The organism is Mesorhizobium sp. M0296 (assembly GCF_040321675.1).
GTDB lineage: Bacteria > Pseudomonadota > Alphaproteobacteria > Rhizobiales > Rhizobiaceae > Mesorhizobium.
Genome location: NZ_JAMYRZ010000001.1, coordinates 360,448 through 386,393 on the forward strand (window position 1 = coordinate 360,448; position 25,946 = coordinate 386,393).

The following is a 25,946-nucleotide window of genomic DNA, read 5'->3' on the forward strand; positions in this document are numbered from 1 at the left end:
ACTTCTAGAACCTCAACCATAGTTGAGATCAAGCGGTTTTGATCGCCGTTGACGTGGCGGATTTCAAAATTGTGCGATGGGGGACGATCACGAGGCGTTGAGATTCTGGTCAGACCGAAGACAAGCAATATTGGATCGCCGCAATCTTCGGTCACGGTAACGGCATGAACACAGTTGCCATGCCGTGATCTTCGAGCGCCGCAACTTTGAACATCAGGGCGGCCCATCCTCTGCGGAGTGGGCCTGCCGGAATCTATGAGCCTTCGGCAGCTATTCGCAGGCCGACACCTACGCTCCCCGCCGCTCGGGAGCCATGCTACGCCGTTATTTGAAGGAGTGGATCAGGTCCAGCGACGTGACGGCGACCGCCAGGTTGACGCCGGTCTGTGCCTGGACACTGAGCGGCTGCAGCGAAAAGGCGCTGTCGAGGCCGCCGACCAGGAGATTGGCGCCGCCACCGGTGACCGCGCTGGCCTCGGCGTTCACGCCATAATAGCTGCCGGCAAGGTCGCCTTCATCGTGGTTGCGGGTCGCCGCCAGAACCGCCCATACCAGCTGGCCCTGATACGTCCGGCCAACATCGACGCCGAGCTTGGAAATCACCCCGGTATAGACTTCGGAGGGGCCGCCACGATGCGGACGAAAGACACAGGAAACACCCTTGTTGGAGGTGACGAGATAGGCCGTGCCGCCGTCGATGGTGCAGTCGAGCACGCCGAGCTGGAGCTTGCTGGCGCTGGCGGGAGCGGCAACGACGGTCGTGGCGAGAGCAGCGGCACAAGCGAGTTTCTTGATCATGGCAGGGTCCTTTCGAAATTGCCTTGTACAAACGGCTGAGCACGCCGAGCGTTCCGCCGAAAACTTGGCGCCAGCAAGGCGGAGCTAAACGCAGGGTTGTCGGAGTGCGGAAACGGAGGCCCGATTAACCGGCCGCTCAGCCGGCACTGGTGCGGGCCAGGCCGTCCTTGGCCGGCTGGTAGGTCGGATTGAGGTGCACGGCTTCGCGGTAGGATTTCGCGGCCCTGACCTTGTCGCCGCGCCGCTCGTAGATCAACGCCTGGTTGGACCAGGCCTCGGCATTCTTGCCGTCGAGCTTGATGGCCATGTTGAAGTCGGCGAAGGCATTGTCCTCGTCGTTCATGGCAAGGTAGGAGAGGCCGCGCCCGTTGTAAGGCTCGGAGGCATCCGGCGCCAGCGAAATGGCGGTCGAGAAATCCTCGATGGCAAAGGCGTGCTGGCCCTGACTCTGGTAGATCAGGCCGCGATTGTGATAGGCGCGCGCATCGGTCGTGTCGAGCTGGATGGCCTTCTGGAAATCGTTGAAGGCTTCCTGGACCCGGCCCGCCCTGCGGTAGAGATTGCCGCGGCCGATATAGGCGGCGTCATAGTTGGAATTGATCTGGATCGAGCGGTTGTAGTCGGCGAGCGCGCTCGCCTGATCGCCGAGGAAGCGCTGGATGAGCGCCCGGTTCGAATAGGCCTGGTAAAAATTCGGATTGAGCTGGATGGCGGTGTTGAAGTCCTTCAGCGCCGCCTGGTATTGGCCGCCGCGGCCATAGGCCGAGCCGCGCACATTGTAGGCTTCCGGATCCTGGGGGTTGCGCTGGATCACCGCCGACAGCGAGGAGATGTTCTCGCTCGAGGCTTGCGCCTTGTCGATGTTGTTGAACTCGCCGGTCGGAACGCTCTGGCAGCTGGCAAGCGCCATCCCGGAAAGCAGGGCTGCCGTCAGGGCGAGGCCACGCCACGCGGTTCTGCGCTCTACGGTAATTGCGTCCATGTCTGCCCTGTCCTTACTGCGCCGTCTGGTCCGTTCCCCCTCCGAACCGGCATCTCTCCCAACCGGTCCTCTCGGACCGGGTCGAACTCACAACAAAAAGGTGGCGGCGATTCCGCATCGCGCCACCTTGGGTATCCTTGGAAAAGGACGAAAAATTGACGTCAGAACCGCGGCGGACGCGGAGCACCGGCACCGGCAGCACCGGCCGCGACCGGACGCGGCGTCATCGGCAGCAGGCCTTCGCGCTGGGCGCGCTTGCGGGCCAGCTTGCGGGCGCGGCGCACGGCTTCCGCCTTTTCACGGGCGCGCTTCTCGGAGGGCTTCTCGTAATGTCCGCGCATCTTCATTTCGCGGAAGATGCCTTCGCGCTGCATCTTTTTCTTGAGCGCGCGAAGCGCCTGATCAACATTGTTGTCGCGGACGAGTACCTGCACGTGCAATCCTGTCTTTCGGGTTTGAAATCAACAGGCAAGCGGCCATAGCCGCAAGCCTCCGCGGCGCGTTACACCACGAATTGGGGCGGCTGATAGCAGAATCAAGGGGCTCTGTCCACAGCCGATTGAGAGGCGGTGCCGTCCGGGCGGGCACGACAGTCCCACATGGCGGCTTGATTTTTTCAATCTGTGAACTATAGTTCACGAGTGACCATCGTTGAACAAACCGCCGAGTTCCGGGACTGGCTCAAGGGTCTAAACGATATGCGGGCGGCCGAGCGGATTGCGATCCGCGTGGCACGTATCCAGTCCGGACTGATGGGAGACGTGAAGTTCTTCGATGGCATCGGCGAGCTTCGGATAGACTACGGTCCCGGTTACCGACTGTACTTCGTCAAGCGCGGCAGCGCGCTCGTTATCCTGCTCTGCGGCGGCGACAAGTCCTCGCAGAAGCGCGATATCAGGAAGGCCATTGAAATGGCCAAGGAGATCTGAAATGCCCCACGAGACCTTGCCTTTTGATCCTGCCGAACATCTCGGCCGCGCGGAGGCCCAGGCCGAACTTCTTGCCGACGCCTTTGCCACGGGCGATACCGGCTATATCGCGAATGCTCTCGGCATAGTTGCCCGCGCGCGCGGCATGTCCAAGGTGGCGAAAGATGCCGGCGTCACCCGGGAGGCCCTGTACAAGGCACTGAGCCCCGATGGCGACCCGCGCCTCTCGACATTGCTTGGCGTGGTGAAGGCCTTAGGGGTGAAACTCACCGCCGAAAAGACCGAAGCCTGAGGCCGCCGAATCCCGAAACGAAAAAACCCGCCTCGGCGGCGGGTCGCTGGTGTGAATTAGCACCATAGAGAAGTTAATAGCATAGCTGCCGGCACAAAGCAAGAACAAAATTCGCCTTGGGTCAGATAGGCGCCGCTATGCGGTGGCCAGGTGAAGCTGCTCGAAACCCTCGAAGAACTCGCCGTAGTCGCAGGTTATCTCCTCGCCGGCGGCGATGTCGCGGGTTGCGGTGGCCCCGCCATATTGCGAAAAGTCGGTGTTCGGCTTGTCGGCGTGGTTCATGAAGCGGCCATTGTCGACCTCATAGACCGTGAAGCCCGGCCGGTCCGGACTGGGATAGGCATATCTGTCGAGCAATTCCTTGAGGTGCGGCGGCGCTGCCTCGTATCTTTCCATCGGGATCAGCCGGTCGAAGTCCGGATCGAGCCGCCAGATCTGCGCGCCTTTCCGGATAGGCTCGGCGGCGAACACGCCGACGCCTTCGATTGCGCTCGCGGCGATATAGGTTCTGATCAGCAGCATGTTTCCAATCCGTCTTCGAGGCGAAGACGGAATCGTCAAATCGCCGGAAAAAGCAAGGCCGGTTTTTCCGGCATTGCGGCTGGCGGGCCCACGCCAACCGCGAAACGCTTCACGTCCGGGTGATCGAGACACCGCCGTCGGCGAACAGTGCCGTGCCGGTGGTGAAGCTCGATGCATCGGAAGCCAGGTAAAGCGCCGAGCGGGCGATCTCCTCTGGCTCGGCGACGCGCTTCAAGGCATGCAGGTTTTCGACGAAGGCCCGCGATTCAGGTGTCTTGAACGTTGCCGAGGGCGTGTCGGTGCCGCCCGGCAGCAGCGCGTTGACCCGGACGCCCTTGGCGCCATATTCGGCGGCCAGCACCTGCGTCAATCCGATCAGTCCGGCCTTGCTCGCCGCATAGCTGGTCATGCCGGGCATGCCGACGGTGTAGCCGACAAAGGTGGAGGTAAAGATCAACGAGCCGCCGCCGCGTTCGACCATCGCCGGCACCTGGTATTTCGCGCCGAGAAAGGCGCCGGTCAGATTGGTATCGAGCGTCTCGCGCCAGCCCTCCAGCGACAGCTCCGAAACCGGCCCCATCCCACCGACCGAGCCGGCATTGTTGAAGGCGATGTCGAGCCCGCCGAATTTCTCGACCGCCAGGCCGACCAGGACTTTCGCGTAGGCTTCGTCACGGACATCGCCGGCAAGAGCGATAGCCGTGCCGTCGGCGTCTTCGATTTCGGCAACCAGCGCATCGAGTTCCGCCTGGCGGCGGGCCGCGACGACGAGCCTGGCGCCTTGCTCGGCAAAGAGTTTTGCCGTGGCGCGGCCGATGCCGGAGCTAGCGCCGGTGACGATGGCAACTTTGTTGATAAGTGCGAGCATTTTTTTGCATCCTTTTTGGCGCCGGCCCTTGCCGGCAATCGGGATGCTTGGTCGCAAATCGGGGCGGCGCGAACCACCCGATACCTGCGAGGTGGTGTCGGCCTGGACTATTGCCTAAGCAGCCAGCCGAGCCGATCGAGCGAAAATGCGTAGCTGACGGCGATCAGCAGGGCGACGGCCATGCCGGCCGTCGTGTAGCCGGCCAGGTGGAATCCGGCAGCGCCGCCGAACAGGATGACGAGTTCGAGCACCAGCCGCAAACCGCCCGGCACCGGAACCGGTGCCCGCCCCGAGCGGCTCGGATCGTTCGGCACCGCGAAGACTCCCCAGAGCGCGGCGGCAACGAACGGCAATGCCACGGCAAGGATCCAACTCCACATGCCCGCTGCGAGGCTCCAGCCCGCCATGCCGAGGCCGAGCAAAGCGGCGAGCTCCAGCAAGAAGCGCAATGTCAGGTTCCACCAGACGTTACCCACCGCCATAATCCTCCGATCGTCAGGCGACGGATAGCGGTGGAAGGCAATTGCATCAACCTGCCCGGATGCGGCTTTTTCACCACGGCGCAAAACGGCAAGCGCCGTCGCAAACAGTGCAAGGCTGGCAGCGCCGTTTCGCTAGTGATACAGCTCGCGCGCCGGCGTTCGAGTGAATGCCCGGCCGTCATTTGCGAGGCCTGCGACGTTGAAGAAATACTCGGTATTCGCCATCGCCCGCGAGGCCATGCGCGGTCACAAGGGCTGGGAGGAACAATGGTCCTCACCGGAGCCGAAGAAGGAGTACGACGTCATCATCGTCGGCGCCGGTGGCCACGGCCTGGCCACCGCCTATTATCTCGCCACCGTGCACGGCGTCACCAACGTCGCGGTATTGGAAAAAGGCTGGCTCGGCGGCGGCAATACCGGCCGCAACACCACCATCATCCGTTCCAATTATCTCTATGACGAAAGCGCCGGCATCTACGACCATGCGCTGAAGCTGTGGGACGGGCTCAGCCAGGAGCTCAACTACAACGTCATGTATTCGCCGCGCGGCGTCATGATGCTCGCCCATAACATCCATGACATCCAGGTCCTGAAGCGGCACGTCCATGCCAACCGGCTGAACGGCATCGACAATGAATGGCTGACGCCGGAGCAGGCCAAGGAATTCTGCCCGCCGCTCAACATTTCGCGCAATGCGCGCTATCCGGTGATGGGCGCCTCCCTGCAGCGCCGCGGCGGCACGGCGCGGCACGATGCCGTCGCCTGGGGCTATGCGCGCGGCGCCTCGGCGCGCGGCGTCCACATCATCCAGAATTGCGAGGTCACCGGCGTCAAACGGGCGCCGAACGGCGCGGTAACCGGTGTCGAGACGACGCGCGGCTTCATCGGCGCCAGGAAGGTCGGCGTGGTTGCCGCCGGGCACTCATCGGTGATCATGAACATGGCCGGCGTGCGCATGCCGCTGGAAAGCTATCCGCTGCAGGCGCTGGTGTCGGAGCCGGTCAAGCCGGTGGTGCCTTGCGTGGTGATGTCGAACACCGTGCATGCCTATATCTCGCAATCCGACAAGGGCGAGCTGGTCATCGGCGCCGGCACCGACCAATATGTCTCCTATTCGCAGACCGGCGGGCTGCACATTTTGCAGCATACGCTGGACGCCATCTGCGAGATGTTCCCGATCTTCACGCGCATGAAGATGCTGCGCTCATGGGGCGGCATCGTCGATGTGACGCCGGACCGTTCGCCGATCCTGGCCAAGACGCCGGTGCCCGGCCTCTATGTCAATTGCGGCTGGGGCACAGGCGGCTTCAAGGCGACGCCGGGTTCGGGCCATGTCTTTGCCCATACGATCGCCAGGGACGATCCGCACCCGATCAACGCGCCTTTCACCATCGAGCGTTTCCGCACCGGCCGCCTCATCGACGAGGCGGCGGCGGCAGCGGTGGCGCACTGATGATGACCGAGATGGCCGTCGCCATGCCGCTGATGCTCGCCGGCGAGCAGGGCCTGTTCCATATCCCCACGCCAGAGGAGGTGCGCCTGCAGCCCATCAGCCGCGTCGGCAATGAAGCGGATTGGCCGTTTTCCGTCGACGAGGGTGTACTCGCCTGCGCCTGGAGCGCCGGTCAGAGAGTGGTCACCTTTATGGAGAACCGGCCAGCCGATCTCGAGGAAGGCGAAAAATTCGAGCGGCGCTACGTCATCGTGACGACCGAACCGATGACGCTTTCGGTCGGCAATATGGCGTATCGCGACCTTTTCCGCCCGGTAGCCAGCATCGAGGAGCGCATCCGGCTGGTCGCGCCCTTCGTGACGATGGGCCAGAGGCTTTGCGACCAACCTGCCGGCGCTCGCGTCGGCCACGGCGAACTGTAGGACCAACCATGCTTCTCATCCGCTGCCCCTATTGCGAGGAAGAGCGTCCGGAGCTCGAATTCCGCAACGCCGGCGAGGCGCATATCGCGCGTTCCCCCAACATCGCCGGCGAGAGCGACGACGACTTCGAAAAGTTCTTCTTCATCCGCTCAAATCCCAAAGGCATCATCTATGAGCGCTGGCGGCACATGCATGGCTGTGCGCGGTTCTTCAATGCCGTGCGCGACACCGTCAGCGACAGGTTCCTGATGACTTACAAGGCCGGCGAACCGAAGCCCACCAAGCTGCCGGGAGCCGCCAAATGAGCGCCACGTTCCGCATTGCCGGCGCCGGGCGGCTCAAACAGGCAAAGATAGCTGGCTTCAGCTTCGACGGCCGCCCCTATACCGGCATCGAGGGCGATACGTTGGCCTCGGCGCTGCTTGCAAACGGCGTCCATCTCGTCGGCCGCTCGTTCAAGTACCACCGGCCGCGCGGTTTTCTGTCGGCTGGCGCCGAAGAGCCGAACGCGCTGGTCGAGATCAAGCGCGACGCGGCACGCAAGACGCCGAACGTGCGTGCCACGGTGCAGGAACTCTATGACGGATTGACCGCACAGTCGCAGAACCGCTGGCCGTCGCTCGCTTTCGACATCGGTGCCGTCAGCAGTATTGCCTCACCGATGCTTTCGGCCGGCTTCTACTACAAGACCTTCATGTGGCCGAAGGCCGCGTGGAAAAACCTCTACGAGCCCAAGATCCGCGCCGCCGCCGGTCTCGGCGTCGCTCCTGACCAGCCGGATCCCGACCACTATTCGGCGCGCTTCGCCCACTGCGAGGTGCTGGTACTTGGCGGCGGTGCCGCGGGCATTGCCGCGGCATTGGCCGCGGCCGAGACCGGCGCGCGCGTTATCCTTGCCGACGAGCAGGCGGAATTCGGCGGCAGTCTGCGCTTCGAGAGCGGCGCGAAGATCGAAGGCCAGGACGGCTTTTCCTGGGCGCAATCGGCTCTCGCCAAGTTGAGCGCGATGGACAATGTCCGCGTGCTGCCGCGTACCACGGCCTTCGGCTATTACGCGCAGAATTTCGTCGGGCTGGTCGAGCGCGTCAGCGACCATCTGCAGAACCCCGGCCGCGACCTTCCGCGCGAGCGGCTGTGGCAGGTTCGCGCCAAACGCGTGGTGCTGGCGACCGGCGCCATCGAGCGCCACATGGTGTTTGCCGACAACGACCGGCCGGGCATCATGCTGGCGTCGGCGGCGCGCACCTATCTCAACCATTACGGCGTCGCAGTCGGCAGGAATGTCGGCGTCTATACGGCGAACGATTCCGCCTATGCGGCGGCGATCGACCTGAAAAAGGCCGGCATCAACGTGGCGGCGATCGTCGACCTGCGCGACAACCCGACCGGGCCGGCGATCGACGAGGCGAGGGCGCTCGGCCTCGAGGTCAATTTCGGCCGCGCGGTGATCCGCGCCGGCGGCAAATTGCGGGTGTCGTCGATGACCGTACAGCCGAAGAATGGCGGCGGCGAACGCACCATGCCGGTTGACGCAATCCTGATGTCGGCCGGCTGGACGCCATCGGTGCATCTGTTCTCGCAATCGCGCGGCAAGGTCGCCTTCAATGACGAGACCAAGCGCTTCGTGCCCGGAATTTATGCGCAGGACTGCGTCTCGGTCGGCGCCTGCAACGGTACCGACGGGCTGTCGGCGACGATCGACGAGGCCTATGCAGCGGGCGCGAAGGCGGCCAAGGACGCCGGCAGCAGGCCGGCCAAGGGCACCAAGCCGAAGGTCGACGCCGGCGAGAGCTGGTCGCGCGGCATGCTGGGTGCAGCACCCGGTGCCGGATCGGATACGACGGTCAAGGCCTTTGTCGACTTCCAGAACGACGTCACCGCTAAGGACATCCGCCAGGCAGTGCATGAGGGCATGCGCTCGATCGAGCACGTCAAGCGCTTCACCACCAATGGCATGGCGACCGACCAGGGCAAGACCTCCAACATGCACGGCCTGGCGATTGCCGCCGAGACGTTGGGCAAGCCGATCCCGCAGGTCGGGCTGACGACGTTCCGCGCGCCCTATACGCCAGTGACATTCGGCTCGATCGTCGGGCACGCGCGGGGTCCCCTGTTCGACCCGACCCGCAAGACGGCGATCCATCCCTGGGCCGAGCGCCAGGGCGCTGTATTCGAGGATGTCGGCCAATGGAAGCGCGCCTGGTATTTCCCGAAGCCGGGCGAGGACATACATGCCGCCGTCGACCGCGAATGCGTCACGGTGCGCAAGACAGCCGGCCTGTTTGACGCCTCGACGCTGGGCAAGATCGAGGTGGTCGGGCCGGATGCGGCCAAATTCATGGAACTGCTCTACACCAATCCATGGGAGAAGCTCGAGCCCGGCCGCTGCCGTTACGGCATCATGCTGCGCGAGGACGGCTTCATCTATGACGACGGTGTCGTCGGCAGGCTTGCACCCGACCGTTTCCATGTGACGACGACGACCGGCGGCGCGCCGCGCGTCATGAACCATATGGAAGACTATCTCCAGACCGAGTTCCCGCATCTCAACGTCTGGCTGACCTCGATCACCGAGCAATGGGCGGTGATTGCCGTGCAGGGACCGAAGTCTCGCGACATCATTGCGCCGCTGGTCGAGGGCATCGACATGTCGGATGAGGCGCTGCCGCATATGTCGGTGCGCGAAGGCCGGATCTGCGGCGTGCCGACCAGGCTGTTTCGCATGTCGTTCAGCGGTGAGCGCGGCTTCGAGGTCAACGTGCCGGCCGATTACGGCGAGGCAGTCTGGGAAGCGCTATGGGCCGAGGGCCAGAAGCATGGCGCCTGTGCTTACGGCACCGAGTCCATGCATGTTCTGCGCGCTGAAAAGGGCTACATCATCGTCGGCCAGGATACCGACGGCACGGTGACGCCGAACGACGCCGGGCTCGACTGGGCGGTCGGCAAGAAGAAGACCGACTTCGTCGGCATTCGCGGCATGGCGCGGCCGGATCTGGTCGCCAAGGGCCGCAAGCAGCTTGTCGGCCTGAAGACCAGGGATCCCAAGGTGGTGCTGGAGGAGGGCGCGCAGATCGTCGCGGACCCGAAGCAGGCAATCCCGATGAAGATGATTGGCCATGTCACCTCAAGCTATTGGTCGCAAAATTGCGGCCGCTCGATCGCGCTGGGGCTGGTCGCCGGCGGCAGCGATCGCACGGGCGAGAGGCTCTATGTGCCGATGCCGGACGGGGTGATCGAGGTGGAGGTCACCGGCATGGTGTTCTTCGACGAGAAGGGAGAGCGCCTCAATGGCTAAGGCCGCTTTGAAAACCGACGCCGCCGGACCCTCAGTCGAACGCCGTCCGGCTCTCGCCGGCCAGTCGCTTTCCGCCGCCGGCGTTGCACTTGCCGTGCTGCCGCCGGCCGGGCGCATATCGCTGCGCGCGCCGGAAGCCTCGATTGCGGCACTTTCGAAAGCGCTCTGCGTCGTCCTGCCGCAAAGGCCGAAAACCTCGGCGGCAAAGGCCGGACGCACGGCCTTGTGGCTCGGGCCGGACGAATGGCTGGTCATCGACGAGAGCGGAAAAGATCCACTCGCCGACTGCGCCAGCATTTCCGTACTGCATTCGGCGGTCGGCATCTCGCACCGCAACGTCGCCATATCGGTTACCGGTCCGGCTGCCGCGGCAACGATCAATGCCGGCTGCCCGCAGGATCTGTCGCTCGACGCCTTTCCGGTCGGGGCGGCGTCGCGTACCATTCTCGGCAAGGTCGAAATCGTGCTGTTGCGCACGGCGGCCGACGCGTTCCGCCTCGAATGCTGGCGTTCCTTTTCCGATTATGTCTTTACTTTTCTGTCGGAGGCAGCGCGCGACGCGGCAGCATAGGCATGTTCGCCGCGCCCGACCGTTCTGCGACAGCGAGCCGAGGGAGAATGCAAATGCCGCCGAACTCCGCGCCGAAGTCGCCGGTCAAGACGCCGGCCGTGCGCTCTTTCGAAGACGAGCAGCGCACTGGGACGGATATCGAAGAGGAACTCGAGGAAGGTCTCGAGGATACATTCCCGGCCAGCGATCCGGTGTCGATCACCGGAACGGCCATTCCCGGCGCACCGGCAAGACCCGGCAAGCCCAAAAGCGTGGTGGGACAGAAGCGCAAGAAGTGATCTGCGCGGGGTGACAAAAAGCAGGGCTGAGGCCGGCACGATGGGCGGCCGTAAATTGCTGCCGCCCTTTCGTTTCCTCACCGCGTATTGTTGCCCGATCGGCTCAGAAGCTGCTTGGCACGATCCATGGGTCGATGCCGATGCCGAGCCTCGGGCCCTTGCTGCCGGCCTTGTGGGCCGCGGCATCGGCCTTTTCAAGCGATCCGGTCGGCGCGCAATCAAGCTTCGCACCGGTCTTGGTATCGATGCAGGTCACTTCTTGCTTGCCTGACTGATTGCTGCCGGCAAATGCGGCGCCAGAGAGCGCCAGCAGGGCGGCGAGCGTGAGGATTGCCTTCTTCATCGTCGGTCTCCGGTTCAGCTATTGAATTTCTCGTACATGTACGTCATTGCGTACAGATACGCCCTGGACTCCCGGTGTTCAAGCAAAATCGTACGCGTACGGAGAATTGCCGAACGCCCGGCGCCGCAGCGCAGATCGTTCGGAGAAGATCCTGCAGATCGGCAGGAGCGCCGCTCTTCAACAGTTGACCGGCGGCGTGAGCGGCGCAATCTCGTGCGCGGCGATGGCTTCGAGCATGATGTCGCCGATCCGTGTGATGAACGTCGTCTGGTCGCCGAACGGGTAGAACGGGAAGGTGATCAGCAGCGAGATGGCGCCGTGGCCGACCGCCCACAGCATGGTGGCGATGGCGCGTGGATCGCCTTTGAGCCTGCCGGCGGCAACGCAGGCTTCGACCCTCGCGATCAGCACTTTCATCGCCGGGTTGCCGCTCTCCATTTCGGCGAAGGTCTTTCCGGCTGGCGGCCTGACTTTTTCGGTCATGAAGACGGTGCGGTATTCGTTGGGATTTTCCAGTCCAAAGGCGGCGTATTCGACAAGCACCGCCTTGAGCGCCTCGATCGGGTCGTCGGCCGTATGATTTGCGATGCGCCTGGCCAAGGTCTCGAAGGCATCCTCGGCCAGCGCGAACAGGATGTCCTGCTTGTCGGCGAAATAGGAATAGACCGACATCGGCGCATAGCCAACGCGCTTGGCGAGCTTGCGGATGGTGAGGCCGTCATAGCCTTCTTCCTGGACAAGCTTGTGCGCGGCGTCGACAAGTTCGGAACGCAGTTCAGCCTTTTGTTTTTCGCGGCGCTCCTGGACGCTTAGCTGCAACTTTCTACTGCCTTATGACTGATGGCTGGATGCAGCATATATACGCTGTACGGCGTCGGGCAAGGGTGGCACGAAGCAGAAGCTTGACTGTCGCGTGGCTGGCGATCGCGCTCGGCTTCGCCATGGAAGCTCTCATTCTGACCGTCAGATTTGCGGCAGGTGCCTACCCGGCGACGACGCAGGTTCTGATCGAACTGGCGCAAGGCGTGACCTGGTCGTTCTTCGCCTGCGCCGGCGTCAGCCTCGGCACGGCGCTCACCAAGGTGCGAGGCTCGCTCGGTGGCCTGATCGGTGCGATTTCGGCGCCACTGGCGATGGGCATCGCCAAAGGGACGCGAAAGGTTATGGTCAGCGCGCTGGACGCGGCGGCAAAGCCGGCCATCCTGTCGCTCACGACGCTCGGTGTGCTGCGGGCGATCGAATACGGGCTGCTCGGCTGGACACTGGCGTCGCTGGAATCGAAGGAAGAACCGCGTCCGCTCCATTTCGCGCTGGCAGGCGCCCTGATAGGCGCGGTATTCGGCGGCGGCATCACGGTGCTGACCATCGAGACGGCCGCGGCAAATGACGCTGCTCTCGCAATGCCACAGGCGATCGCAACCGGCCTCAACGAGATCGTGTTCCCGATCGGTTGTTCACTAGTCGTCTACATTGCGCTGCAGGTCAGCCGCCACATGAAGTACGTCGCGGCCGAAGCCAAATAGATTTGGCACAGATAGGCTTCTCCGCCTGACGAGAGTCAGACCGCTTCCGGCTGGCGTTCGATCAGCGTCAGCGTCAGCCAGCGCGCGGTCAGCGCCGGTTTTTTCGAGCCCTCGATCTCGATCGTCACGTCGTGCGCCGTCTGCACCCACCCCGACGGCCTGACCTTGACGTCGGCCAGCACGAAACGGGTGCGGATGCGCGAGCCGGTCTTCACCGGAGCCAGGAAGCGCAGCGAATCGAAGCCGTGATTGACGCCCATCTTGCTGTTTTCCAGCGGCGGCATGGTTTCGAAGGTCATCGCCGACAACAGCGAAAGCGACAGGAAGCCATGCGCGATGGTGCCGCCGAACGGCGTTTCGCGGCTGGCGCGTTCCGGATCGCAATGGATGAACTGATGGTCGTCGGTGGCATCGGCGAACTGGTCGATCATGCGCTGGGTGACGACCCGCCATGGCGACACGCCGACTTCCTTGCCGACGTTGGCCAGAAGCACATCGAGACTGATCGGTTCCACGCTGATGTCCTCCATCTTCACCCCCGGCATTTCACTCGCCGGATGGCGTGCGTCTCATTCCTTGAACAATGTCAGCCCGTGTTGCACCGACTGCCCGCCATCGATCGGCAGGATGGCGCCGGTGACATAGCTGCCGGCCCGGCTGCACAAATAGAGCGTTGCGCCGGCAATGTCATCCGGTGCGCCGATGCGGCCGATCGGAACGTGGTTGCCGATATGTCTTGCCTGGTCCTCGGTGCCGGTGGCGAAGGCCGTCATCCGGCTCCGGAAAGGGCCAGGCGCAAAGGCGTTGACGGTGATGCGGCGGGCGGCGAATTCGATCGCCAGGATGCGTGTCAGGTGGTGAACCGCAGCCTTCGAGGCCGAGTAGGAGTAGGCATCTTCGGCCAAAGGCTGCGTGCCCATCACCGATCCTAGGTTGATCACCCGGGCCGGGTCGGCATCGCTGGCGGCGGCCTCGAGCAGAGGCAGCAATTCGCGCGTCAGATGGAAAACCGCGGTGACGTTGACGCCGAACACCTTGGCCCAGGCATGGTAGGGAAAGCTTTCCAGCGGCGCGCCCCAGGAGATGCCGGCATTGTTGACCAGGATATGCAGCCGCTCGGTCCGCGCCTGGACCTCGGCGATAAGTGCTGCAATGCCGGCCTCGCTGGAGACGTCGCCGGCAAAACCTTCCGCCCGGCCGGAGGCGCCAAGCCCGTTCAGTTCGCCGGCAACCCCGACGCAATCCTCGCCCTTGCGCGAGGCGATCATCACCGAGGCGCCGGCCATGACCAGAGCGGTCGCCGCCATGCGGCCGATGCCGGTGGCGGCGCCGGTGACCAGCGCCGTCTTGCCGGCGACTGAGAACAGCTCGTCCAGATAGCTCATCGTACCCTCCGTGCAGTTCACCGCGCTTTGGTTCAAGGAAGCGGCTTCACGTCGACAAGGCTAGCCGAACTTCGATCATGCTTGCCATGGGTAAAGTAGCTGGGGTGGGGCACGCTTAGCGGCTGAATGGTTAAGCCCGAAATGCAAGGTGGTCATTCGGCCGTGACATGGGTCGGATGAATGATGCGGCCATTTCCGTTAACGAGCACCTTGTAAGCGGTTAATTTCGCACGTGAAGCAAGTCGTCATTACTCCTCCGCCCAAGCCGCAGGCGGGTCTTGAGGAGTTGGGAGGTGGCCGAGCAGTGGGGCGGGACTGACATTCGTATTCGTGGACGGGGACTATGCTTTCGGGGGGAAAGCCATGGGTAAGAAACAACGCACCGTCCTGCTGGCAGCGATTTTTGCGACTGCCTTTGGCGTCTTTTTGCTGATCCTGATCCTGCAGATGATCAGTTTTTTAGTGGACTAGACCGAAGCGAAACGCGTCCCGTTCCGGAGGGGCTCTACCGCAGGCTTTCCAGTTCGCGGATGCGTTTGGCGCCGTCGGCTTCGAGCTGCCTTGTGACCGCGCCGATCAGCGCTTCGGCAACGACGAAAAGTGCGGCGGATGAGTCCCACGCCGAAGGCACTGCGGTGCGCCCGGCGATGACGTGGCGGGCGAAGCGGGCGATCGGCGACAGCCACTGGTCGGTAAACAGCACGATCTGCACGCCGCGCTGGTTGGCGGTCTCGGCAAAGCGGACCAGGCTGTCCTGATAGCGCCTGATGTCGAAGATCACCAGCACGTCGCGCTTGCCCATGTCGATCAGCCGGTCGCGCCAGACGCTTTCCTGCCCGCCGAGGTGAAAAACGTTGGGCTGGATGATGGCGAGGTGGGCGGCCATGTAGCGTGCCAGCGGGTCGGTAAAGCGGCCACCGATCAAGAATGTCTTGCCGCGCCGGTCGGCCAGCTTGGCGACGATGTCGGCAAGCTGCTTGTCCGAGAGATGCCGGAATGTCTCGCGCATATTGTCGAGCGTCGCCTCCAGCATCGGCGAGACGGCGCTGGCGCCCTGCGATGGCGGATTGAGCGTGCGCGAGGCCGGCGACTGCAATTGCGCCGCCAGTTCGTCTTGCAGCGTCGACTGGAATTCCGGATAGTTCTGGAAGCCGAGCCGGGCGACGAAACGCAGGATCGTCGGCGACGACACGCCGGCGGCAGCCGAGAATTCGGCGACCGTCTTCAGCCCGATCAGCGGATAGCTGGCGATCAGCGTTTGTGCTGCGCGCCGCTCGCCTGCCGGCATGGTGCCCATGCGGTCGGAGATCAGTTCGGCAATGCTGGAAACCATGTTTTTCCCCACCCAGGCCGTGCCGTTACCGCATTATCGAAATCGCGTTTGACAAAGCCGGCCAAACTGTATGAAATCATCCGCAGGGACGCAATGAGGCAAAATACGTAACATACGATACAGCGCTCCCCGGGGACAGCAGACAATGGAGACAGCACGGCCCGCCAGCCTTGCATCGCCTGAAACCGTAAGGGTGACGAACCCCGGCGGATCGAGCCCCTTCGTGCTGACCTGCGACCACGCCTCCAATTTCCTGCCACCGGAATTCGGAACGCTCGGCCTTGCCGCCGAGGATCTTTCCCGCCACATCGCCTGGGATCCCGGCGCCTTGCCGGTGGCGCGCCGCATGGCCGAGGCGCTCGATGCGACGCTGGTCGAGACCTGCATCTCGCGGCTCATCATCGACTGCAACCGCCCGCTCGACGCGCCGGACCTGATAGTGACGGTCAGCGCCAGCGAAAAAACCGTGGTCCCGGCCAACCAGGGACTTTCGGCCGACCAGCGGGAGGCGCGCATCGGGCTGGCGTGGCGACCGTTTCACGAGCGGATCGCAACGGTCATCGACGAGCGCCTGGCGGCCGGGCGGGAGACCAGGCTGGTCTCGATCCATTCCTTCACGCCGCTCTACAAAGGCAAAAGCCGGCCCTGGCACATCGGCATCATCCACGACGAGGATCGCCGGCTGGCGGCGCCGCTGATCGCGACACTGAAGCGGCTTGCCGGCGTCAGCGTCGGCGTCAACGAACCCTATTCGCCGGCCGACCGGGTCTATTTCACGCTGGAACGCCATGCGCGCTCGCGCGGGCTGCCCTGCGCAATGATTGAAATCCGCAACGACGAGATCGCCGGCGCGGCCGGGCAGCGGAAATGGGCGGATCTGCTCACCGGTATTTTTCTCAATCTGGAGCCCGAAGCGGCCAAGGCCTCCAGACCAAGCGCAGTCGGAAAGTCAGTTCAATCGGCCAGCTAAGAAACCAAAAGGGGACTTTAAAATGGTAGCACCGGGTTACAGCGAAGTTGACAAGAAGGAGGACCTGAAAGTTCTCCACGGAATGGGCTATGCTCAGGAACTGTCGCGAAGCATGAGCCGCTTCTCGAATTTCGCGATCTCGTTCTCGATCATCTGCATCCTCTCAGGCGGCATCAATTCCTTCGCGCAAGCGACGTCGTCCATCGGTGGCGCCGGCGCTGGCATCGGCTGGATCGTCGGGTGCATGGTTTCGGGATTTTTCGCGCTCGCCATGGCCCAGATCGCCTCTGCATTTCCGACCGCCGGCGGCCTCTATCACTGGGCATCCATCCTAGGGAACCGTTTCACTGGCTGGCTCACCGCATGGCTCAATCTGCTCGGCCTGATCACCGTGCTCGGCGCCATCAACATCGGTACTGCTTTCTTCTTCGTCGGCACTTTCGGCGGAGCCTTCGGCATGACTGGCACGCCTGGTGAGATCGTCGGGTTTGTCGCCTTCATCACCGTGTTGCAGGCGCTGCTCAATCATTTCGGCATCAAATTGACGGCTATGTTGACGGACGCCTCCGGCTTCCTGATCCTGGCAACGACAGCCGTGCTGATCGTCGCCTGCCTGATGTTTGCTCCAGCGATCGACATCACGCGGCTGTGGACGTTCACGAACTATTCGGGCGACGCGGGCGGCGGTGTTTTCCCGCAGTCCGATTCCATGACGTATCTCTTCCTGCTCTGCCTGCTGCTGCCGGTTTACACCATCACTGGCTATGACGCGTCGGCGCATACTTCGGAAGAAACGTTGAGGGCGGCGCACTCGGTTCCGCGGGCAATCGTTTCGTCCGTAGTCTGGTCGTCGCTGATCGGCTGGGTGATGCTGTGCGCGATCGTACTGGCGATTCCGGATCTGGCGGCCGGCGCCAAGCAGGGCTGGAGCGTATTCTTCGCCACGATGGACGCGATCTTGCCGGCGTGGCTGAAGACACTGCTCTATCTGGGCATCCTGATCGCGCAGTTCCTCTGCGGTCTGGCAACGGTCACCTCTGCCTCGCGCATGCTTTTCGCCTTCTCGCGTGACGGCGGCATGCCGATCGGCTCGGCCTCGCTAGCCAAGGTCAGCCCGACCTGGCGCACGCCGGTCAATGCGATTTGGACGGCTGCTGTGCTCGAGGTCATCTATGTCTTTCTTGCCCAGTTCATCTCGGTCGGCGGCACGAACATCTATACCATCGTCGTCAATTCGACATTGGTGTTCCTGTTTCTGTCCTTCATCATTCCGATCGTGCTCGGCATGATGGCTTTCGGAACGGAAAAATGGCCGAACCCCGGCCCATGGAACCTCGGCGCCGGCCTGTTCAAGCTGTTTTGCATCCTGTCGGTCATCGGCATGGCGATCATCTTCTACATCGCCATCCAGCCGCCGAACGACAAAGTGCTCTATATCACCCTGGGCTTCATCGTGCTGACCGCGGTGCTTTGGTTCGGTTTCGAGAACCGCCGCTTCCAGGGTCCGCCCATCGGCGACCAGATCGCAAAGCGTCAGGCGGCGATCAAGGCAGCCGAGCTAGCCATAGGCGAAGCCGGCGCCTGACCCCCTCTCATGACCATGGCCGGCATTCGCGCCGGCCGTGGTTTTCGTTTCCTTTTCAAAGTGACAAGCCCGAAACGACAAGCGCTGGAGTGCCAAAGGAATGGCCGGAAATTTCTCGTTCGATCAGTTGAAGCAAGCGGTCTCCAGCGGCGAGGTCGACACGGTGCTGGCCTGCATCGTCGATATGCAGGGGCGGCTCGCGGGAAAGCGTTTCCTGGCCCGTTATTTCGTCGATTCCGCGCATGACGAGACGCATGGCTGTAACTATCTCTTGGCGGCAGACATCGATATGGAACCGGTGCCCGGCTACAAGGCGGCGAGCTGGTCGAAGGGTTATGGCGATTTCGTCATGAAGCCGGACCTTGCGACGCTGCGGCTCGTTCCGTGGCTGGAGAAGACGGCGCTGGTGATCTGCGACGTGCTCGACCACCATACCCATGACGACCTGGCGCATTCGCCGCGCGCCATGCTGAAGAAGCAGGTCAAGCGGCTGCAGGATCGCGGCTATATCGGCTATTTCGCTTCCGAGCTCGAATTCTATCTGTTCAGCGAAACCTACGATTCCGCCCGCAAGAAGCACTGGCAGGGCCTCGAGACGGCATCGCCCTACATCGGCGACTACCAGATCGGCATCACCACCAAGGAAGAAGGCGTCATGCGCCGGCTGCGCAACGAGATGGAGGCGGCCGGCATCCCGATCGAGAATTCGAAGGGCGAGTGGGGGCCAGGCCAGGAAGAGATCAATGTCCGCTACGCCGAGGCGCTCGACATGGCCGACCGCCACGTCATCCTGAAGAACGGCGCCAAGGAAATCGCCGAGTCCGAAGGCAAGGCGATCTCGTTCATGGCCAAGTACAATTACGGGCTCGCCGGCAATTCCAGCCACATCCATAATTCGCTGTGGAGCGCCGACGGCAAGACGCCGTTGTTCTACGACAAAAATGCCGAGTGGACGCTGTCGACACTCGGCCAGCAATGGGCGGCCGGCCAGCTCAAATATGCCAAGGAATTCACCTGGTTCCTGGCGCCCTACATCAATTCCTACAAGCGCTTCCAGGCCGGCACGTTTGCGCCGACCAAGATCATGTGGAGCGAGGACAACCGCACCGCCGGCTTCCGTCTTTGCGGCGAGGGCACCAAAGGCATCCGCATGGAATGCCGCATCGGCGGCGCCGATTTGAACCCCTATCTGGCTTTCGCCGCGCTGATCGCGGCCGGGCTTGCCGGCATCGATGAAAAGCTTGAGCTGCAGAAGCCCTTCGTCGGCGATGCCTACCAGGCCTCGCAGCTGCCCGAAATTCCAAAGACATTGCGCGACGCCGCGGCGACACTGGCGGAATCGAAAATGCTGAGGCAGGCGCTCGGCGACGATGTGCTGGAACATTACGTCCACACGGCACACTGGGAACAGTTCGAGTACGACCGCCGGATTACGGACTGGGAACTGCACAGGGGGTTCGAGCGGTATTGAATAATCTGGCAACGTTGGCGCCGCTCCTCACCCTCAGCCTCTCCCGTGAAGAACGGGGGAGAGGGGGCCCGGCGCTGAGCTTGTCCCTTCTCCCCGTCAGTATACGGGAGAAGGTGCCGGCAGGCGGATGAGGGCGGCGCTAACCAACGACATTATTGTAGAATGCGAGGACCCAAGGCATGACCGAAACGGTCAAGATAAAATCCCCCGTCGACGGTTCGATCTATGCCGAACGGCCTCTTGCCACCGACCAGGCGATCGGTGCCGCGGTCGAACGTGCCAAGGCGGCGCAGGAGAAGTGGGCTGAGACGCCGGTCGTCGAGCGCGGCAAGTACATGCTTGCCATGCTGGAAGCGCTGGTCGCCATGACCGACGAGATCGTGCCGGAGATCGCCTGGCAGATGGGCCGGCCGGTGCGCTATGGCGGCGAGTTCGGCGGCGTCAGGGAACGCGTCAGCTACATGGTCGAGATCGCCGAGGCGGCCTTGAAGCCGGTCATGGCCTCCAACCCGAAGGACGGCTTTCGCCGTTATGTGAAGAAGGTGCCACTCGGCGTGGTCATGGTGATCGCGCCGTGGAACTATCCCTATCTCACCGCCGTCAACACCATCGTCCCGGCGCTGATGGCGGGCAGCGCCGTCATCCTCAAGCATGCGGCACAGACATTGTTGGTCGGCGAACGGTTTCAGCAGGCGTTTGATAAGGCCGGCCTGCCCAAGGGCCTGTTCCAGAACCTCGTCCTGAACCACGCGCAGACTGAAAGGCTGCTCGGCTCCGGCAAGATCGACCATGTCAACTTCACCGGCTCGGTCGCCGGCGGCCGCGCCATCGAGAAGGCGGCGGCGGGCACCTTCATGACGCTCGGCCTCGAACTCGGCGGCAAGGATCCGGCCTATGTGCTGCCGGACGCAAAGATGGACCATGCCGTTGCCAATCTGGTCGACGGCGCCTTCTACAATTCCGGCCAGTGCTGCTGCGGCATCGAACGCGTCTATGTCCACGAGAAGGTCTACGATGAATTCGTCGAGGGCTTCATTGCCGAGACCAGGAACTACGTCGTCGGCAATCCGCTCGACCAGGCGACCACCATGGGGCCGATGGCGCAGGCGCGCTTCGCCGACCTGATCCGCGAGCAGAAGGCCGAGGCGTTGCGCAAGGGCGCCAGGGCGCACATCAATATGAAGGTTGCCAACGACAGGCAGGGTTCGCCTTATCTGGCGCCGGAAGTGCTGACCCAGGTCGACCACCAGATGAGCGTCATGCGAGAGGAAAGCTTTGGCCCGATCGTCGGCATCATGAAGGTGCGCAACGACGAGGAAGCGATCGCGCTGATGAACGACAGCCCCTATGGGCTGACGGCCTCGATCTGGACGCGCGACACCGACCACGCGGCGGCGATCGGCGATCGTGTCGAGACCGGCACGGTGTTCATGAACCGCTGCGACTATCTCGATCCGGCGCTGGTCTGGACCGGCTTCAAGGACACCGGCAAGGGCGCGGCACTGTCGGCCATCGGCTACGATAATCTGACCAGGCCGAGATCATACCATCTGCGCGAGGTGATCTAAGGTGGCGATCGACAAGCATGCGATCGCTGTTGAGGGGGAGTAATGGCGGATACACAACAATCGGCTTTGCCAGATCGTGAGGGTCCCGAGGGTATCGGCGGATGGCTTGTCCTGCCGATGCTCGGGTTGATGCTCACGCCGATACTGGGGTTGGTACAACTGCACAATACCGACTATCTCGGCATGCTACAGAACTGGCAGGCCTTCAGTTTGTCCCAAGGTGTGCTGATTCTTGCCGAATTGTTGATATTCGGCATACTAAACCTATCGGCCCCGGCCCTATTATTGTTCTTCATGTTCAAGCGCTGGCAGATATTCCCCGGCTGGTACATGATTTGGGCATTCGCGATGCCGGTATATGCCGTTCTCGATCCATGGGCTGTGCATCTGGCTTTTTCCACCGCCGTTCCAGAATTGGCCGACGCGTACGACGCAGACACCGTGGGCGGAATTTCGCGCTCGATATGGGCCGCAGTCATCTGGGTTCCGTACATGATGCGGTCGGAACGTGTGGCCAACACCTTTGTGAACGAATGACATCCAAGAGCACGAAAGCAGTCAAGAAGGTCGAAATGACAAAACTCGTTTCCAAATGGAATTACCCGACGACCGTCCGCTTCGGCGCCCGACGCATCAAGGAGCTGCCGGAGGTGCTGGCGGCGACCGGCATCAAGCGGCCGCTGTTCGTCACCGATCCGGGACTGGCCAGGCTGCCGGTGGTGGCCTCGACGCTGAAGATCCTCGACGACGCCAAGGTGCCGTATGGCGTGTTTTCCGAGGTCAAGCCGAACCCGGTGGATTCCAACCTGACCGCCGGCATTGCCGTGTTCAAGAAGGGCAAGCATGACGGCGTTATTGCCTTTGGCGGCGGCTCGGCGCTCGACCTCGGCAAGCTGATCGCCTTCCAGGCCGGGCAGACACGGCCGGTCTGGGATTTCGAGGATGTCGGCGACTGGTGGACACGCGCCGATGCCGATGCGATCGCGCCGATCATCGCCGTGCCGACCACGGCCGGCACCGGCTCGGAAGTCGGCCGCGCCGGCGTCATCACCAATGAAGCGACCCATACCAAGAAGGTCATCTTCCATCCAAAGCTTTTGCCGGCGATCGTCATTGCCGATCCGGAGCTGTCGGTCGGCATGCCGGGCTTCATCACCGCCGGCACCGGCATGGATGCGCTGGCCCATTGCCTCGAAGCCTATTGCGCGCCGGGCTATCACCCGATGGCCGACGGCATCGCCGTGGAAGGCATAAGGCTGGTCTTCGAAAACCTGCCGAAAGCCTATGCCAACGGCAAGGATCTGGTCGCCCGCGCCAACATGATGAGCGCCGCTGCCATGGGAGCGGCCGCCTTCCAGAAAGGGCTTGGTGCGATTCATTCGCTGTCGCATCCGATCGGCGCGCTCTACGACACCCACCATGGCATGACCAACGCCGTGTTCATGCCCTACGTGCTGGCCTTCAACCGAGAGGCGATCGAGCCGCGCATCGCCCGGCTTGCCGCCTATTGCGGCATCAAGGGCGGCTTTGACGGTTTTGCGAAGGCGATCATCAAGCTGCGCAAGGAGCTCAAGGTGCCGCATGCGCTGCCCAGCCTGATCAAGGGGCTCGACATGGACAAGAAACGCAAGGGCCTGATCGCCGACATGGCGGTGGTCGATCCGACCGCCGGCGGCAACCCGGTCAAGCTGACCAAAAAGGCGGCGCTGACGCTGCTCGAAAACGCCATCGCCGGCACCGTCTGAGACAATTTTCGCATCGGAAATCGACTTGGGAAAAGAGGCAAAGGAAAGGGGGAAAGATGAAAGGCAAGATCGAAACTAGTTAGCCGGAAAAAGAATCGCGAAGCGATTGCTCCAGCCGGTTAAAAAGAGTTTACTTTTTCGTACTGCGGGGCATCGCGTTCACAAAGCTTTCATCTGGCTGTCACACGAAAACGATACCGCATCGCAGGCGTCCAACGGCGTCAGTTCAACGGAGAGAACACATGTTCAAATTCACGGGAAAACTGCTTTCCCTTTCGGCCGTCGCCCTGATGGCGACCTCTGCCATCTCGTCGGCCCAGTCCATGGATGAACTGGTCGCGGCAGCCAAGGCTGAAGGCCAGCTCACGGTCATCGCGCTGCCGCATGACTGGTGCGGCTACGGCGCAGTCATCGACGGCTTCAAGGCGAAATATCCGGAACTCACCATCAACGAGCTCAACCCCGATGCCGGCTCCGGCGACGAGGTCGAGGCGATCAAGGCCAACAAGGACAACAAGGGCCCGCAGGCGCCCGACGTCATCGACGTCGGCCTGAGCTTCGGCCCGACCGCAAAGAAGGATGGCCTGATCCAGGCTTATAAAGTATCAACCTGGGACTCGATCCCGGACAGCGCCAAGGATGCCGAAGGCTTTTGGACCGGCGACTATTACGGCGTGCTTTCGTTTCTGGTGAACAAGGACCTGGTCAAGGAAGCGCCGGCCGACTGGGCCGACTTGCTGAAGCCGGAATTCGCCAATACCGTGGCGCTCGCCGGTGACCCGCGTGCTTCGAACCAGGCCATCCAGGCAGTCTATGCCGCCGGCCTTTCCGGCGGTGCGGCTGCCGGCGAAGCCGCCGGCACGGCTGGTCTCGACTTCTTCAAGAAGCTCAACGCCGCCGGCAATTTCGTGCCGGTCATCGGCAAGCCCGCGACGCTTGCCCAAGGCCAGACGCCAATCCTGGTGACCTGGGATTATAACGCGCTTGCCGGCCGTGATACGCTGAAGGGCAATCCGCCGGTCGACGTCGTCGTGCCGAAGACCGGTGTCGTCGCCGGCGTCTATGTTCAGGCGATTAGTGCTTACGCGCCGCACCCGAATGCTGCCAAGCTGTGGCTGGAATATCTCTATTCCGACGAAGGCCAGATCGCCTGGCTGAAGGGCTATTGTCACCCGATCCGCTTCAACGACCTCGCCAAGAATGGCAAGCTCCCGGCTGACGTGATGGCCAAGCTGCCGCCGGCCGAGTCCTATGCAGCCGCGGTGTTCCCGACGCTCGACGAGCAGGGCAAGGCCAAGGAAGCCATCACCAAGAACTGGGATGCCGTCGTCGGCGCCAACGTCAAGTAAGACTTGAGATCAGCCGGGCGGCTTAGATCGCCGCCCGGCATACCTCCAGGACGGTAGCCGGCGCATGACCGATATCTCGTTGTCCGATCACGCTGTTGCCGGGAAGACCGCGCCTCCTGCCGACGCCCGCAGCATGAGGCTGCCGACGCAATGGCTTGGCGTTGCGCCTTTCTTCATCTTCGCCATCATGTTCCTGATCCTGCCGACGCTCTATCTGATGCTGGGCGCATTCCGGAACGATGCCGGCGAATTCACTTTCGAAAACATAGCGGCCTTGGCGCAGCCGTCGATCGTTGCCGCCTACTGGATCTCAATCAAGGTCAGCCTCGCCTCGTCGCTGATCGGTGCTTTCGCGGGACTTGCCATTGCCATCGCCATCGTGCGCGGCGGGCTGCCGGAGTGGATACGCTCGGCGACACTGACCTTTTCCGGTGTGGCCTCCAATTTTGCCGGCGTGCCGCTGGCCTTTGCCTTTCTCGCGACGCTCGGCCGGCTCGGGCTCGCCACGGTGCTGCTCAACGTCTTGGTCGGCTTCAACATTTATGCCCATGGTTTCAACATCCTGTCGTTCTGGGGCCTGACGCTGACCTATGTCTATTTCCAGATCCCGCTGATGGTGGTGATCATCGTGCCGGCGATCGATGGGCTGAAGAAGGAATGGGGCGAAGCGGCGGCAACGCTTGGCGCGACCCAGGCGCAGTTCTGGCGCATGGTCGTCATTCCGGTGATCTGGCCAAGTTTCCTCGGCACCGTCATCCTCTTGTTCGCCAACGCCTTCGGTGCCATCGCCACCGCTTACGCTCTGACCGGCTCCTCGCTTAACATCGTCCCTATCCTGCTCTACGCACAGATCCGCGGTGACGTGCTGCACAATGCCCATCTCGGCTACGCCATCGCCTTCGGCATGATCGTAATCACTGGGCTGGCCAATGTCTTCTACATCTGGTTCCGGACGCGCTCTGAGAGGTGGCTCAAATGAAGTCCGGCAGATTCTGGGCCTGGATCGTCTTCGCGCTGGGCGCGGCCTATTTCTTCATTCCGCTGATCGCGACCGTGGAATTCTCCATGCGCATGCGGCGCGGCGCGTATTCCTTCGATGCCTATCAGGTCGTGCTCGGCGATCCCCGCTTCCAGGCGACCTTCATCTATTCGGTGGTCGCAGCCATCTTCACCATCGTCCTTGGCGTGCTGGTGGTGGTGCCGGCGGCGTACTGGATTCGTCTGCGGCTGCCGCAGATCAGGCCCGTCGTCGAGTTCATCACGCTGCTGCCGCTGGTCATTCCGGCCATCGTTATCGTCTTCGGCTACATCAGAATGTACGGGTCGAACTCACCGCTGCCGTTCCTGGCCAGCGAGACAGGAGCCAATGCCTTGCTGGTCATCGGTTATGCGACACTGGCGCTGCCCTATATGTATCGTGCCGTCGACACCGGGCTTCGCACCATCGACGTGCGGACACTGACCGAAGCGGCGCAGATCCTCGGCGCCGGCTGGGGCACGATCATCACCCGGGTCATCCTGCCCAATGTGCTGATCGCGGTGCTGTCAGGCGCCTTCCTGACCTTCGCCATCGTCATCGGTGAATTTACCATGGCCAGCCTGCTCAACCGGCCTGCTTTCGGACCCTATCTGCAGAACGTCGGCGCCAACCGCGCCTACGAGCCGGCGGCGCTTGCCATCATCGCCTTCGCCATCACCTGGGGCTGCATGTCGCTGATCCAGATCCTGTCGCGCTTCGCGCCGCGATCGGCGAACCGTCCGAACTGACCCGAAGGAAAAAGC

The 25,946-nt window shown here is 62.7% G+C and carries 29 protein-coding genes; 18 read left to right on the top strand and 11 right to left on the bottom strand.

Features of this window, described 5'->3' with window-relative positions; all coding sequences use genetic code 11:
- Window positions 1-324: 324 nt before the first annotated feature.
- From NKI97_RS01820 to rpsU, 3 genes are all read right to left on the bottom strand, one after another.
- A complete protein-coding gene (locus tag NKI97_RS01820) occupies window positions 325-798 on the bottom strand; it encodes a DUF992 domain-containing protein (RefSeq protein WP_352448271.1) in 474 nt (157 codons plus the stop codon).
- A gap of 136 nt (window positions 799-934) precedes the next feature.
- A complete protein-coding gene (locus tag NKI97_RS01825) occupies window positions 935-1,780 on the bottom strand; it encodes a tetratricopeptide repeat protein (RefSeq protein WP_352448270.1) in 846 nt (281 codons plus the stop codon).
- A 161-nt stretch (window positions 1,781-1,941) separates the two neighbouring features.
- Window positions 1,942-2,214: a 30S ribosomal protein S21 gene (gene rpsU, locus NKI97_RS01830; protein WP_023675331.1), complete on the bottom strand. Its 273-nt coding sequence runs from the start codon at window positions 2,212-2,214 to the stop codon at window positions 1,942-1,944.
- Window positions 2,215-2,421: 207 nt separating this feature from the next.
- Here rpsU and NKI97_RS01835 point away from each other — a divergent pair, with 207 nt between their 5' ends.
- Window positions 2,422-2,709: a type II toxin-antitoxin system RelE/ParE family toxin gene (locus tag NKI97_RS01835; protein ID WP_352448269.1), complete on the top strand. Its 288-nt coding sequence runs from the start codon at window positions 2,422-2,424 to the stop codon at window positions 2,707-2,709.
- A 1-nt stretch (window position 2,710) separates the two neighbouring features.
- Window positions 2,711-3,001 carry an addiction module antidote protein gene (locus NKI97_RS01840; protein WP_352448268.1) on the top strand — a complete coding sequence of 97 codons (291 nt, stop codon included), beginning with the start codon at window positions 2,711-2,713 and terminating at the stop codon, window positions 2,999-3,001.
- Window positions 3,002-3,136: 135 nt separating this feature from the next.
- On the opposite strand, the gene NKI97_RS01845 is transcribed toward NKI97_RS01840, so the two are convergent.
- The 3 genes from NKI97_RS01845 to NKI97_RS01855 all read right to left on the bottom strand — a co-directional run bounded on the left by NKI97_RS01845 (window position 3,137) and on the right by NKI97_RS01855 (window position 4,873).
- Window positions 3,137-3,523, bottom strand: coding sequence for an SET domain-containing protein (locus NKI97_RS01845; RefSeq protein WP_352448267.1), 387 nt, complete (start codon window positions 3,521-3,523; stop codon window positions 3,137-3,139).
- Between the two features lie 109 nt (window positions 3,524-3,632).
- Window positions 3,633-4,391 (bottom strand): SDR family oxidoreductase, encoded by a 759-nt coding sequence (locus NKI97_RS01850; RefSeq protein ID WP_352448266.1) that lies wholly within the window; start codon window positions 4,389-4,391, stop codon window positions 3,633-3,635.
- 107 nt (window positions 4,392-4,498) lie between these two features.
- On the bottom strand, window positions 4,499-4,873 hold the full coding sequence (locus NKI97_RS01855; RefSeq protein WP_352448265.1) for a YrdB family protein: 375 nt from the start codon (window positions 4,871-4,873) through the stop codon (window positions 4,499-4,501).
- A gap of 199 nt (window positions 4,874-5,072) precedes the next feature.
- Between NKI97_RS01855 and NKI97_RS01860 the strand changes: the two genes are divergently transcribed.
- The 6 genes from NKI97_RS01860 to NKI97_RS01885 are packed head-to-tail and all read left to right on the top strand — an operon-like array spanning window position 5,073 to window position 10,892.
- Window positions 5,073-6,326, top strand: coding sequence for a sarcosine oxidase subunit beta (locus NKI97_RS01860; protein WP_352448264.1), 1,254 nt, complete (start codon window positions 5,073-5,075; stop codon window positions 6,324-6,326).
- Window positions 6,326-6,748 carry a hypothetical protein gene (locus NKI97_RS01865; RefSeq protein WP_352448263.1) on the top strand — a complete coding sequence of 141 codons (423 nt, stop codon included), beginning with the start codon at window positions 6,326-6,328 and terminating at the stop codon, window positions 6,746-6,748. The genes NKI97_RS01860 and NKI97_RS01865 overlap by 1 nt, the downstream gene beginning before the upstream one ends.
- 8 nt (window positions 6,749-6,756) lie before the next feature.
- A complete protein-coding gene (locus NKI97_RS01870) occupies window positions 6,757-7,053 on the top strand; it encodes a sarcosine oxidase subunit delta (protein WP_292519105.1) in 297 nt (98 codons plus the stop codon).
- A complete protein-coding gene (locus NKI97_RS01875) occupies window positions 7,050-10,043 on the top strand; it encodes a sarcosine oxidase subunit alpha (protein WP_352832386.1) in 2,994 nt (997 codons plus the stop codon). The genes NKI97_RS01870 and NKI97_RS01875 overlap by 4 nt, the downstream gene beginning before the upstream one ends.
- Entirely contained in the window at window positions 10,036-10,614 is a 579-nt protein-coding gene (locus tag NKI97_RS01880; RefSeq protein ID WP_352448261.1) for a sarcosine oxidase subunit gamma, read from the top strand. Before NKI97_RS01875 ends, NKI97_RS01880 begins: the two co-directional genes overlap by 8 nt.
- A 53-nt stretch (window positions 10,615-10,667) precedes the next feature.
- Window positions 10,668-10,892 (top strand): hypothetical protein, encoded by a 225-nt coding sequence (locus tag NKI97_RS01885; RefSeq protein ID WP_023675341.1) that lies wholly within the window; start codon window positions 10,668-10,670, stop codon window positions 10,890-10,892.
- A 103-nt stretch (window positions 10,893-10,995) separates the two neighbouring features.
- Here the strand turns inward: NKI97_RS01885 and NKI97_RS01890 are convergent, their stop codons facing one another.
- Window positions 10,996-11,235 carry a DUF680 domain-containing protein gene (locus NKI97_RS01890; RefSeq protein WP_352448260.1) on the bottom strand — a complete coding sequence of 80 codons (240 nt, stop codon included), beginning with the start codon at window positions 11,233-11,235 and terminating at the stop codon, window positions 10,996-10,998.
- Between the two features lie 177 nt (window positions 11,236-11,412).
- Entirely contained in the window at window positions 11,413-12,054 is a 642-nt protein-coding gene (locus NKI97_RS01895) for a TetR/AcrR family transcriptional regulator (protein WP_023675343.1), read from the bottom strand.
- A gap of 83 nt (window positions 12,055-12,137) precedes the next feature.
- Between NKI97_RS01895 and NKI97_RS01900 the strand changes: the two genes are divergently transcribed.
- Window positions 12,138-12,758 (top strand): hypothetical protein, encoded by a 621-nt coding sequence (locus NKI97_RS01900; protein WP_352832388.1) that lies wholly within the window; start codon window positions 12,138-12,140, stop codon window positions 12,756-12,758.
- Window positions 12,759-12,793: 35 nt separating this feature from the next.
- Here the strand turns inward: NKI97_RS01900 and NKI97_RS01905 are convergent, their stop codons facing one another.
- The 3 genes from NKI97_RS01905 to NKI97_RS01915 form a co-directional block, all read right to left on the bottom strand.
- Window positions 12,794-13,288 (bottom strand): MaoC family dehydratase, encoded by a 495-nt coding sequence (locus tag NKI97_RS01905; RefSeq protein ID WP_031211357.1) that lies wholly within the window; start codon window positions 13,286-13,288, stop codon window positions 12,794-12,796.
- Window positions 13,289-13,327: 39 nt separating this feature from the next.
- Window positions 13,328-14,143 (bottom strand): SDR family oxidoreductase, encoded by an 816-nt coding sequence (locus tag NKI97_RS01910; RefSeq protein WP_352448258.1) that lies wholly within the window; start codon window positions 14,141-14,143, stop codon window positions 13,328-13,330.
- Between the two features lie 505 nt (window positions 14,144-14,648).
- Window positions 14,649-15,476 carry a MurR/RpiR family transcriptional regulator gene (locus NKI97_RS01915; RefSeq protein WP_352448257.1) on the bottom strand — a complete coding sequence of 276 codons (828 nt, stop codon included), beginning with the start codon at window positions 15,474-15,476 and terminating at the stop codon, window positions 14,649-14,651.
- 145 nt (window positions 15,477-15,621) lie between these two features.
- Here NKI97_RS01915 and NKI97_RS01920 point away from each other — a divergent pair, with 145 nt between their 5' ends.
- The 9 genes from NKI97_RS01920 to NKI97_RS01960 all read left to right on the top strand — a co-directional run bounded on the left by NKI97_RS01920 (window position 15,622) and on the right by NKI97_RS01960 (window position 25,931).
- A complete protein-coding gene (locus tag NKI97_RS01920) occupies window positions 15,622-16,446 on the top strand; it encodes an N-formylglutamate amidohydrolase (protein WP_352832391.1) in 825 nt (274 codons plus the stop codon).
- A 22-nt stretch (window positions 16,447-16,468) separates the two neighbouring features.
- Window positions 16,469-18,031, top strand: coding sequence for an amino acid permease (locus NKI97_RS01925; RefSeq protein WP_352454036.1), 1,563 nt, complete (start codon window positions 16,469-16,471; stop codon window positions 18,029-18,031).
- Window positions 18,032-18,131: 100 nt separating this feature from the next.
- Window positions 18,132-19,502: a glutamine synthetase family protein gene (locus NKI97_RS01930; RefSeq protein ID WP_023675351.1), complete on the top strand. Its 1,371-nt coding sequence runs from the start codon at window positions 18,132-18,134 to the stop codon at window positions 19,500-19,502.
- Between the two features lie 179 nt (window positions 19,503-19,681).
- Window positions 19,682-21,070 carry an aldehyde dehydrogenase family protein gene (locus NKI97_RS01935; RefSeq protein WP_352832394.1) on the top strand — a complete coding sequence of 463 codons (1,389 nt, stop codon included), beginning with the start codon at window positions 19,682-19,684 and terminating at the stop codon, window positions 21,068-21,070.
- A gap of 42 nt (window positions 21,071-21,112) precedes the next feature.
- Window positions 21,113-21,607, top strand: a complete 495-nt coding sequence (locus tag NKI97_RS01940) for a DUF2569 domain-containing protein (RefSeq protein ID WP_352454039.1) — start codon at window positions 21,113-21,115, stop codon at window positions 21,605-21,607.
- Window positions 21,608-21,642: 35 nt separating this feature from the next.
- A complete protein-coding gene (locus NKI97_RS01945; protein WP_352832397.1) occupies window positions 21,643-22,815 on the top strand; it encodes an iron-containing alcohol dehydrogenase in 1,173 nt (390 codons plus the stop codon).
- Window positions 22,816-23,057: 242 nt separating this feature from the next.
- The gene (locus tag NKI97_RS01950) at window positions 23,058-24,164 is read left to right on the top strand and encodes an ABC transporter substrate-binding protein (protein ID WP_352832400.1); all 1,107 of its coding nucleotides are present in this window, start codon (window positions 23,058-23,060) and stop codon (window positions 24,162-24,164) included.
- 64 nt (window positions 24,165-24,228) lie between these two features.
- Window positions 24,229-25,143, top strand: a complete 915-nt coding sequence (locus NKI97_RS01955) for an ABC transporter permease (protein WP_023675356.1) — start codon at window positions 24,229-24,231, stop codon at window positions 25,141-25,143.
- The gene (locus NKI97_RS01960) at window positions 25,140-25,931 is read left to right on the top strand and encodes an ABC transporter permease (protein WP_352454042.1); all 792 of its coding nucleotides are present in this window, start codon (window positions 25,140-25,142) and stop codon (window positions 25,929-25,931) included. Before NKI97_RS01955 ends, NKI97_RS01960 begins: the two co-directional genes overlap by 4 nt.
- The last annotated feature ends 15 nt before the right edge of the window (window positions 25,932-25,946 follow it).

Coding starts and splice junctions, on each gene's coding strand:
- NKI97_RS01855 (WP_352448265.1), bottom strand. CDS start 4,873: ATGGCGGTGGGTAACGTCTGGTGGAACCTGACATTGCGCTTCTTGCTG.
- NKI97_RS01940 (WP_352454039.1), top strand. CDS start 21,113: ATGGCGGATACACAACAATCGGCTTTGCCAGATCGTGAGGGTCCCGAG.
- NKI97_RS01885 (WP_023675341.1), top strand. CDS start 10,668: ATGCCGCCGAACTCCGCGCCGAAGTCGCCGGTCAAGACGCCGGCCGTG.
- NKI97_RS01910 (WP_352448258.1), bottom strand. CDS start 14,143: ATGAGCTATCTGGACGAGCTGTTCTCAGTCGCCGGCAAGACGGCGCTG.
- NKI97_RS01845 (WP_352448267.1), bottom strand. CDS start 3,523: ATGCTGCTGATCAGAACCTATATCGCCGCGAGCGCAATCGAAGGCGTC.
- NKI97_RS01880 (WP_352448261.1), top strand. CDS start 10,036: ATGGCTAAGGCCGCTTTGAAAACCGACGCCGCCGGACCCTCAGTCGAA.
- NKI97_RS01960 (WP_352454042.1), top strand. CDS start 25,140: ATGAAGTCCGGCAGATTCTGGGCCTGGATCGTCTTCGCGCTGGGCGCG.
- NKI97_RS01925 (WP_352454036.1), top strand. CDS start 16,469: ATGGTAGCACCGGGTTACAGCGAAGTTGACAAGAAGGAGGACCTGAAA.
- NKI97_RS01935 (WP_352832394.1), top strand. CDS start 19,682: ATGACCGAAACGGTCAAGATAAAATCCCCCGTCGACGGTTCGATCTAT.
- NKI97_RS01820 (WP_352448271.1), bottom strand. CDS start 798: ATGATCAAGAAACTCGCTTGTGCCGCTGCTCTCGCCACGACCGTCGTT.
- NKI97_RS01915 (WP_352448257.1), bottom strand. CDS start 15,476: ATGGTTTCCAGCATTGCCGAACTGATCTCCGACCGCATGGGCACCATG.
- NKI97_RS01875 (WP_352832386.1), top strand. CDS start 7,050: ATGAGCGCCACGTTCCGCATTGCCGGCGCCGGGCGGCTCAAACAGGCA.
- NKI97_RS01840 (WP_352448268.1), top strand. CDS start 2,711: ATGCCCCACGAGACCTTGCCTTTTGATCCTGCCGAACATCTCGGCCGC.
- NKI97_RS01850 (WP_352448266.1), bottom strand. CDS start 4,391: ATGCTCGCACTTATCAACAAAGTTGCCATCGTCACCGGCGCTAGCTCC.
- NKI97_RS01920 (WP_352832391.1), top strand. CDS start 15,622: ATGGAGACAGCACGGCCCGCCAGCCTTGCATCGCCTGAAACCGTAAGG.
- NKI97_RS01870 (WP_292519105.1), top strand. CDS start 6,757: ATGCTTCTCATCCGCTGCCCCTATTGCGAGGAAGAGCGTCCGGAGCTC.
- NKI97_RS01950 (WP_352832400.1), top strand. CDS start 23,058: ATGTTCAAATTCACGGGAAAACTGCTTTCCCTTTCGGCCGTCGCCCTG.
- NKI97_RS01865 (WP_352448263.1), top strand. CDS start 6,326: ATGATGACCGAGATGGCCGTCGCCATGCCGCTGATGCTCGCCGGCGAG.
- NKI97_RS01930 (WP_023675351.1), top strand. CDS start 18,132: ATGGCCGGAAATTTCTCGTTCGATCAGTTGAAGCAAGCGGTCTCCAGC.
- NKI97_RS01955 (WP_023675356.1), top strand. CDS start 24,229: ATGACCGATATCTCGTTGTCCGATCACGCTGTTGCCGGGAAGACCGCG.
- NKI97_RS01945 (WP_352832397.1), top strand. CDS start 21,643: ATGACAAAACTCGTTTCCAAATGGAATTACCCGACGACCGTCCGCTTC.
- NKI97_RS01905 (WP_031211357.1), bottom strand. CDS start 13,288: ATGGAGGACATCAGCGTGGAACCGATCAGTCTCGATGTGCTTCTGGCC.
- NKI97_RS01825 (WP_352448270.1), bottom strand. CDS start 1,780: ATGGACGCAATTACCGTAGAGCGCAGAACCGCGTGGCGTGGCCTCGCC.
- NKI97_RS01890 (WP_352448260.1), bottom strand. CDS start 11,235: ATGAAGAAGGCAATCCTCACGCTCGCCGCCCTGCTGGCGCTCTCTGGC.